Annotated in this window: 7 protein-coding genes and 1 tRNA gene; 3 read left to right on the forward strand and 5 right to left on the reverse strand. The window is 62.8% G+C overall.

What is annotated here, in order from left to right:
• Positions 1–126: 126 nt before the first annotated feature.
• From pth to Q0176_RS02990, 5 genes are all read right to left on the reverse strand, one after another.
• Positions 127–690: an aminoacyl-tRNA hydrolase gene (gene pth / locus Q0176_RS02970; protein ID WP_299299114.1), complete on the reverse strand. Its 564-nt coding sequence runs from the start codon at positions 688–690 to the stop codon at positions 127–129.
• Positions 691–720: 30 nt separating this feature from the next.
• A complete protein-coding gene (locus tag Q0176_RS02975; RefSeq protein WP_299299117.1) occupies positions 721–1,380 on the reverse strand; it encodes a 50S ribosomal protein L25 in 660 nt (219 codons plus the stop codon).
• 97 nt (positions 1,381–1,477) lie between these two features.
• Positions 1,478–2,449: a ribose-phosphate pyrophosphokinase gene (locus Q0176_RS02980; RefSeq protein ID WP_299299122.1), complete on the reverse strand. Its 972-nt coding sequence runs from the start codon at positions 2,447–2,449 to the stop codon at positions 1,478–1,480.
• A gap of 2 nt (positions 2,450–2,451) precedes the next feature.
• Positions 2,452–3,837 carry a bifunctional UDP-N-acetylglucosamine diphosphorylase/glucosamine-1-phosphate N-acetyltransferase GlmU gene (gene glmU, locus Q0176_RS02985; protein WP_299299118.1) on the reverse strand — a complete coding sequence of 462 codons (1,386 nt, stop codon included), beginning with the start codon at positions 3,835–3,837 and terminating at the stop codon, positions 2,452–2,454.
• 73 nt (positions 3,838–3,910) lie between these two features.
• Positions 3,911–3,984 (reverse strand) — tRNA-Gln (locus tag Q0176_RS02990).
• 364 nt (positions 3,985–4,348) lie between these two features.
• Here Q0176_RS02990 and Q0176_RS02995 point away from each other — a divergent pair.
• From Q0176_RS02995 to Q0176_RS03005, 3 genes are all read left to right on the forward strand, one after another.
• Entirely contained in the window at positions 4,349–5,548 is a 1,200-nt protein-coding gene (locus tag Q0176_RS02995) for a M20 family metallopeptidase (protein WP_299299119.1), read from the forward strand.
• Between the two features lie 50 nt (positions 5,549–5,598).
• Positions 5,599–6,225 (forward strand): pyroglutamyl-peptidase I, encoded by a 627-nt coding sequence (gene pcp, locus Q0176_RS03000; RefSeq protein WP_299299120.1) that lies wholly within the window; start codon positions 5,599–5,601, stop codon positions 6,223–6,225.
• Positions 6,226–6,405: 180 nt separating this feature from the next.
• On the forward strand, positions 6,406–7,080 hold the full coding sequence (locus Q0176_RS03005) for a DUF969 family protein (protein WP_299299121.1): 675 nt from the start codon (positions 6,406–6,408) through the stop codon (positions 7,078–7,080).
• The last annotated feature ends 156 nt before the right edge of the window (positions 7,081–7,236 follow it).

The raw sequence follows: 7,236 nt of genomic DNA on the forward strand, positions 1-7,236 counted from the left end.
TGCGCCGCGCGCATTCCAAGAAGGTCATCCCGTTGGAGTGCAGCGATTCCTGCGGCCGGTGCCGAGTATACGAGTATATAAGAACGGAGGGGACGGCGCCGTCCCCTCCGTTCTTCATCCCATATCCTACTCCCGGGACTCGCCCCTGGGGGCGTTCACCCGGCTCATCGCACGCTGTATGTCCAGGTGAAGCCAGGCGTCCCCCGCCTTCTCGACGTCGTCGAGGACAGCGGGCAGGGCCTCCGTCTCCGCTTTCGTCAGGTGCCCCAGCACCCGGCCGACCCTGCTTCCGGGGGCGTCTCCCAAACCGATGCGCAGGCGCGGAACCTCCAGGGTCCCCAGCACGGAGATGACCGAGGCCAACCCGTTGTGCCCTCCCGCACTGCCCGACGAGCGCAGGCGAAGCTGCCCGTAGGGCAGCGCCAGATCGTCATAGATCACCAGCACGTCGGCAGGCGTCAGCTTGTAGAAGTCGAAGGCCTCCCGTACCGCCGCTCCGCTCAGGTTCATGAACGTCAGGGGCTTTAACAGAATGCAGTCCTGCATACGCCAAAACTCGCCCCGGAATTTCAGCTGGGGCCTCCCCAGGCCGCTGCGCAACACCAGATGGTCCACGGCAAGCCAGCCCATGTTATGCCGGGTGAAGGCGTACTCCTGCCCCGGGTTCCCCAGGCCTGCGATCAGCTTCACACCGACACCTCCCCCACGAACGCCGGCGGTCTAGTTGTCCTGCTCCTCCTCGGACTTGGCCGCCTTGCCCTTGGCCACGACCTCCACCTCGGCGGGCTCCTCCTCGACGGTGGATTCCTCCACGCCTCTCGGAACCACGATGATGGCCACGACCTCGTCCGGCTCCGCCAACAGCGTCACGTTCTCCCCCAACGAGAGGTCCCGCACGTGCAGGGAGTCCCCAAGCTTCAGCTCCGAGATATCCACGACGATGCTCTCGGGAATGCTCATCGGCAGCGTCTCGACCTCGAGCTCGTGCACGCTCTCCAGAACACCGCCATCCTTGAGCCCCGGAGAGACCTCGCGCCCCTGAACCTTCACGGGAACCTTGACCGAGATCTTGCGCCCCTTAATCAGGCGAAGGAAATCGATGTGGACGGGCTTATCCGTCAGGGGGTCGCGCTGCGCCTCGCGGACGATGCACATCTCCTCCGCGCCGGAGGGAAGCTTCACCGTCAGGCGCATGGCCTCCCAGCGCCCGCTCGCAAGCAGACGCTCCAGGCTCTTCGAGGCGATCTTTCCCAAAACGGGCTCCTCAACCTCGGGGCCGTAGAAGACGCAGGGCGTCCAACCGGCCTTGCGCAGCCTCCTGTTCTCCCCCTTGCTGCTCTTCTCTCTGGGCTCCATCACTAACGTTACTCGCTCAGACATTCTCGACAACTCCTTTTGACGCTTTATATTACCGCCTCCGCAGGCATTTCGCCCGCGGTGGGACAGCGCTGACGTATCTTTATTTGACGCCGTGTCCTTATTTATCGAACAGGCTGCTCACCGACCGGTCGCTGTGGACCCTCAGGATGGCCTCCGCAAACAGGGGGGCGATGGAAAGCTGCTGCACTTTTTCCGAACGCTTGGATTCCGGGATGGGGATCGTATCCGAAAAGACCAGCTTCTCGATCTCGGACTTCGCGATGCGCTCCATTGCGGGCCCGGAGAGCACCGAGTGCGTCGCACAGGCGTACACCGTCCGGCATCCGCGTTCCTTCAGCCCTGCAGCCGCATTGCAGATCGTACCCGCCGTATCGATGATGTCGTCGACCAGGACCGCCGTCTTTCCCCGTACCTCGCCGATGATGTCCATGACCTCGCAGTAGTTCGCGACCTCGTAGGAACGCCTTTTATCGACGATGGCCAGGTCCGTCTTGAGCATGACGGCAAAACGCCGTGCCCGCACCACGCCGCCGACATCGGGCGAGACCACGACGACCTCCCCGCGCTGAAGCTCGGGCTCCAGCATCTCCTTGAAGTGAGAGGCGAGAAGGGGCATTCCCGTCAGATGGTCCACGGGGATATCGAAGAATCCCTGAATCTGTCCCGCATGGAGGTCCGCCGTAATCACGCGGTCCGCGCCGCTGTGGGTCAGAAGGTTGGCGACGAGCTTCGCGGTGATCGGCTCGCGAGGTTTGCTCTTGCGGTCCTGCCTCGCATAGCCGAAGTAGGGAGTCACCACGTTGATGCGGCTGGCGGAGGCCCTCTTGAAGGCGTCGATCATGATCAAAAGTTCAAACAGGTTGTCGTTTGTCGGAGAGGATGTCGGCTGAACGACAAAGACATCGGCCCCCCGGACGCTCTCGTCGATGGAGAGCCCAATCTCCCCATCCGAAAAACGATAATGGCGGGCCGCCGAAAGCCGCACCCCCAACTCGCTGCAGATGCGCTTGGCGAAATCCGGATGCGCCGTCCCTGAAAAAATCTTGAGGTCCTTCACTCCCGACACGATTATCAGCCTCCCCGTCGTCCCAGTTGGTTCCTGCGAAGCGCCCATCCCTCGATATTGCGCTGCCTGGCCCGCCCCACCCCCAAGGCGCCGTCCGGAATGGGGTCCGTGATGACCGATCCTGCGGCGGTCGAGGCGTCGTCCCCCATCTCCGCCGGGGCAACGAACATCGTATCCGACCCGACGAAGCAGCGATCGCCGATCGTCGTGGGGTGCTTGTTGCGGCCGTCGTAATTGCACGTGATGGTCCCGGCCCCGATATTGACGTGCTTCCCCAAACGCGCGTCGCCCAAGTAGGTGAGATGCGGCACCTTGCTGTTCCGGCCTACCGTCGTCCTCTTCAGCTCCACGAACTTTCCGGCGAAGGAGCACTCCTCGAGGTAGGACCCCTCCCGTATGTAGGCGAACGGTCCCGCCTTGGCGCCGTCGCACAGCTCGCTCGCCTCCACGATCACGTTCGCGGTGAGGACGACATCGCATCCCAGGAGGGCGTCGGTCAAAATGCAGCCGGGACCAATGGAGCTCCCTCTCCCGACCCGGGTACGCCCCCACATCTGAACGTTCGGCGCGATGCGGACGTCGGGCGACAGCTCCACGTCCGGTCCGATCCAGACCGAGGAGGGGTCCAGCATCATCACGCCCCGCTCCATCCACCCCATCGCAATCCGGTCGCGCAGGGCCGCCGAGGCCTCCGCCAGCTCGGCCTGGGTATTGACCCCCTTCATCTCCTCCGCCGGCATCGAGACCGCACGAACGGACATGCCCTCCTCCTGCATCAGGGAGATGACGTCGGGAAGGTAATACTCGCCCTGCACATTATGGTTTTCGACCCGGTCGATGACGCGGGCCAAGGAGGCGACATCGAATAAATAGCACCCCGCGTTGACCTCACGCACTTCGCGCTCCGCCTCCGAGGCGTCCTTGTGTTCCACGATACGGATTCCGGAGGAGGACCGGACGACACGACCGTAACCGTCGGGGTTCCGAGCCTCGAAGCTCAGGAGGGTGCAGGCCGCGGGTTCGCACATGCACTTTTCGATAAGGCCCCTCAGGGTCTCGGGCCTCAGGAGGGGAAGGTCCCCGTTGAGGACGAGCAGGGTATCGAAGTCCCTCCACCAGTCGCGGGCGACCTTCACCGCATGCCCGGTCCCCAGTTGTTCCCGCTGCCAGAGCACCCTTACCTCCGGAAAGTCCCGAAGGTACTCCTCGACCCGTTCTCCGCCGGCCCCCACCAGGACCGCAGCCTCTCCAGCGCCGCATCCGAGGACGCTTCGAAGCAGATGCCCCAGCATCGGCACGTCCAGGATCGGATGCAGCACTTTGGGGAGCTCGCTCCTCATCCGCGTGCCCTTTCCCGCAGCCATAACGAGAATGCCCAAGCGCGACTTCATCCCGCCAGTCCTCCTCACAATCCCGCGGCAAAAAACAAGGGGGTCTCCCCCCATATCCCGTTCCCGTAAATTATGGCTGGGGTGGCTGGATTCGAACCAACGATGGCGGAGCCAAAGTCCGCTGCCTTGCCGCTTGGCTACACCCCAACGACTGAAAAAATCCCTCGGAGAAAAACGCACGGCGCATCTCCAACTATTTATTATTGCCCAAAGGACCTGCTCCGTCAAGAGGCAGAGTTTTCCCCAAAAACGCGGGCTGCGGCGGTTTTGTCGGGGATCGAGCGCGTTATGTCGTGGTACGGGTCAGGCCGAGGTCGATCCGGCATCCGCCGGGTGCGGCGGAGAACGTGCAAAGCCTCTCTTTGCCGCAGGTGAAAATTCTGCCTGAGGACCTGAGCTCCCTTCAAGGCGTTGCCGAAAGGGAACGGATATGTCAGAATGGCGGAACAGGCCGGCAGGCTTGTCGTGGAGAACTTTTGCAGAACACTTTGAAGGGGGATTCCGAACCATAATGAAAGACTCGACTGTCAACGTCAGGGAAGAGGCCGTTAGACTGAACCCGCAGCTTGTGGAGTGGCGCCGCCATCTGCACGCGCACCCGGAGTTGGGGTTCGAGACCGCCGATACGGCGGCCTTTATCGTGGCACGCCTGAAGGAGATGGGCGTGACGGAGATCCGCACGGGTATTGCCAAGAACGGCGTCGCCGCGGTAATCCGGGGCGACCTGCCCGGCAAGGTGCTGGGGATGAGGGCGGATATGGACGCCCTTCCCGTCCATGAGGATACGGGCCTGCCCTTTGCCTCGACGGTGAGCGGACGCATGCACGCCTGCGGGCATGATGCCCATACCTCGATGCTTCTGGGCGCCGCCAGGATTCTGACGGCCCATCGCAGTGCGCTGAAGGGGGCGGTCAAGCTGATCTTTCAGCCCTCGGAGGAGACGGCTGCGGGAGCGCTCGCGATGATCGAGGATGGCGTGATGGAAAACCCCAAGGTCGACGCCTTTATCGGACTCCACACGGGCAATTTCTGGACGGGGGTCGATGCGGGGGGGATCGGATACAGCAACGGACCGCTGATGGCCGCGGCCGACCTCTTCACCATCACGATCACCGGCAAGGGCGGTCATGGCGCAACGCCGCACCGCACCATCGACCCCATCGCCATCGGATGTCAGATATACACGGCGCTCCAGACCATCGTGAGCCGCGAGATCAGCCCTCTGGCCCCGGCCGTGCTGACGATCGGGGTGTTTCAGAGCGGCTCCGCGGGCAACATCGTCCCGTCCGACTGCGTTTTGAAGGGCACGCTGCGCGCTCTCTCGGAGGAGACGCGTAAGGAGCTGCAGGACCGTATCCGGGCCATCTCCGAGGACGTGGCCCACGCCATGAGGGGCCGCGCGGCCGTGGAGTTCCACTATGGACCGCCCGCCACGGTCAATGCGCCGGAGATGACCGCGAAGCTCCTGCGCGCGGCCGGCGCGGTGGTGGGGCCCGAGAAGGTCCGGGAGGTCGACGAGCCGACGATGGGAGGGGAGGACATGGCGTTCTTCCTGGAGAAGGCGCCGGGCGTGTTCTTCTTCCACCCCTCGACCTTCGGCGGCGGACGGGACTATCCGCACCATCACCCGAAGTTCGACGTCAACGAGGAGGTGCTCTGGACCGGAACGGGCACGATGGCGCAGTTCGCCCTGACTTGGCAGGACGATTGATCGACTTGAGGGACAAGGGTCGTTTCTCGACCGGTCATGGAGGCGTACGGATGCAAAACAAGATTCTGCTCTCGGGGTTCGATCCCTTCGGCGGCGAGCCCGTCAACCCAGCCTGCGAGCTGCTTGGGCTTCTTGACGGCAAACGGCTGGACGGGTATCGCGTCGTCACTCAGGAGATCCCCGCGATACGCTTTCGTGCGGCCGAGGCGCTTCTCTCGGCCATAACGCGCGAGGATCCCGTTATGGTTATAGCCCTAGGCCAGTCGGGCGGGCGTCCCGGGCTCTCCCTCGAGCGGGTGGCGATCAATGTCGACGATTACCGCATCCCGGACAACGACGGCAATCGGCCCGTGGACGAGCCCGTGGTCGAGGGGGGCCCCGCGGCCTACTGGTCCACCCTGCCCATCAAGGACATGGTTCGGGCGATGTGGGAAGCCGGGGTCCCGGCCTCCGTCTCGAACAGCGCGGGAACGTTCGTATGCAATCATCTCTTTTACAGGCTGATGCGTTTTCTGGAGGATGAGGGCAATGTGCGTCGGGGCGGGTTCATTCATGTTCCGTATATGATGGAGCAGGCCGAGCGCCTGGGGCAGCCCGGCTTGCCGCTCGAGGCGATGGCCCGGGGACTCGAAGCCGCGATTCTGGCGGCGGCAGCCGTCTGCAGGGAGGGGCATTGACGGGGACGTCTTCGGAGGGGGCCTTCCTGCGAGGGGCCGAGAAAACGGCTGAACCCGATCCTGCCTTGCCGTGTGCTATACTGCGAAAAGAATGAGGGGTGTCGTAAGCGGGCCGGGCGCCCTGTGAAAGACGGCATCGAAATCTCTTTTTTGTCTGCGCATCCGCGGGGAGGGGGAACCTTGATCAACCTGATCGGTATTCTGATCATCCTGATCGGTACGACTTTCGAGTTCAATCTGCTCCTGACCATTTTGCTCGTTATCTTCGTTATGGGCCTGTTCGCCGGAATCTCCCCCGTCGCCATCCTTGAAATGATCGGGAACGCTTTCGTAGCCTACCGTTTTCTGTCCATCTTTTTCCTGGTCCTGCCCTTGTGGGGACTCCTTGAACGACTGGGGCTGTACAAAAAAATGGAGGCCGAATTCCAGTATGTCAAGGACGCTACGGCCGGACGCATTCTTCAGCTGTACATGACGGTTCGGCAGGCCTCGGTAGCGCTGGGCATCATGCTCGGGGGGCATCAGATCGCCCGTACCCTCGTCGCCCCCATGGTCCTCGAGGCCGCAAAGCGAGAGGGAAGGCTTCTGCCCAGCATGGTCGACCGTGTCAAGGCCATGATCGTAGCGACGGAGAACTGCGGCAACTTCTTCGGACAGCTGCTCTTCATCGCTTCCGGAGGAAGCCTGTTCGTCAGGGCGGTATTGGAACAGGCCGGATACCCGGTCAGCATTCTCAGGCTCGTTCTTTACGCCCTCCCCACGGCGCTGGCGGCCTATGTTATCGTTATGGTGCGTTGTGCTCTTCTGGATTCGGCCCTGCGCCGCGAAGCCGGGGAAGAGGCATGGAAAGCGTGAACCTGTCAACGGTCTTTGAAGCTTTCGATATGGAGAGCATCTACCGAATCATAGGAGCCCTTTTGTTTCTCTTCTCCCTGATGGCCCTTATGGACAACGGCAACCCCAAGAGGTGGGGCAACGTCCTCTTCACGGGGCTTTTGGGGGGAACGTTTG

It is taken from the genome of uncultured Fretibacterium sp. (assembly GCF_938040765.1).
In the GTDB taxonomy this organism is placed as follows: domain Bacteria; phylum Synergistota; class Synergistia; order Synergistales; family Aminobacteriaceae; genus CAJPSE01.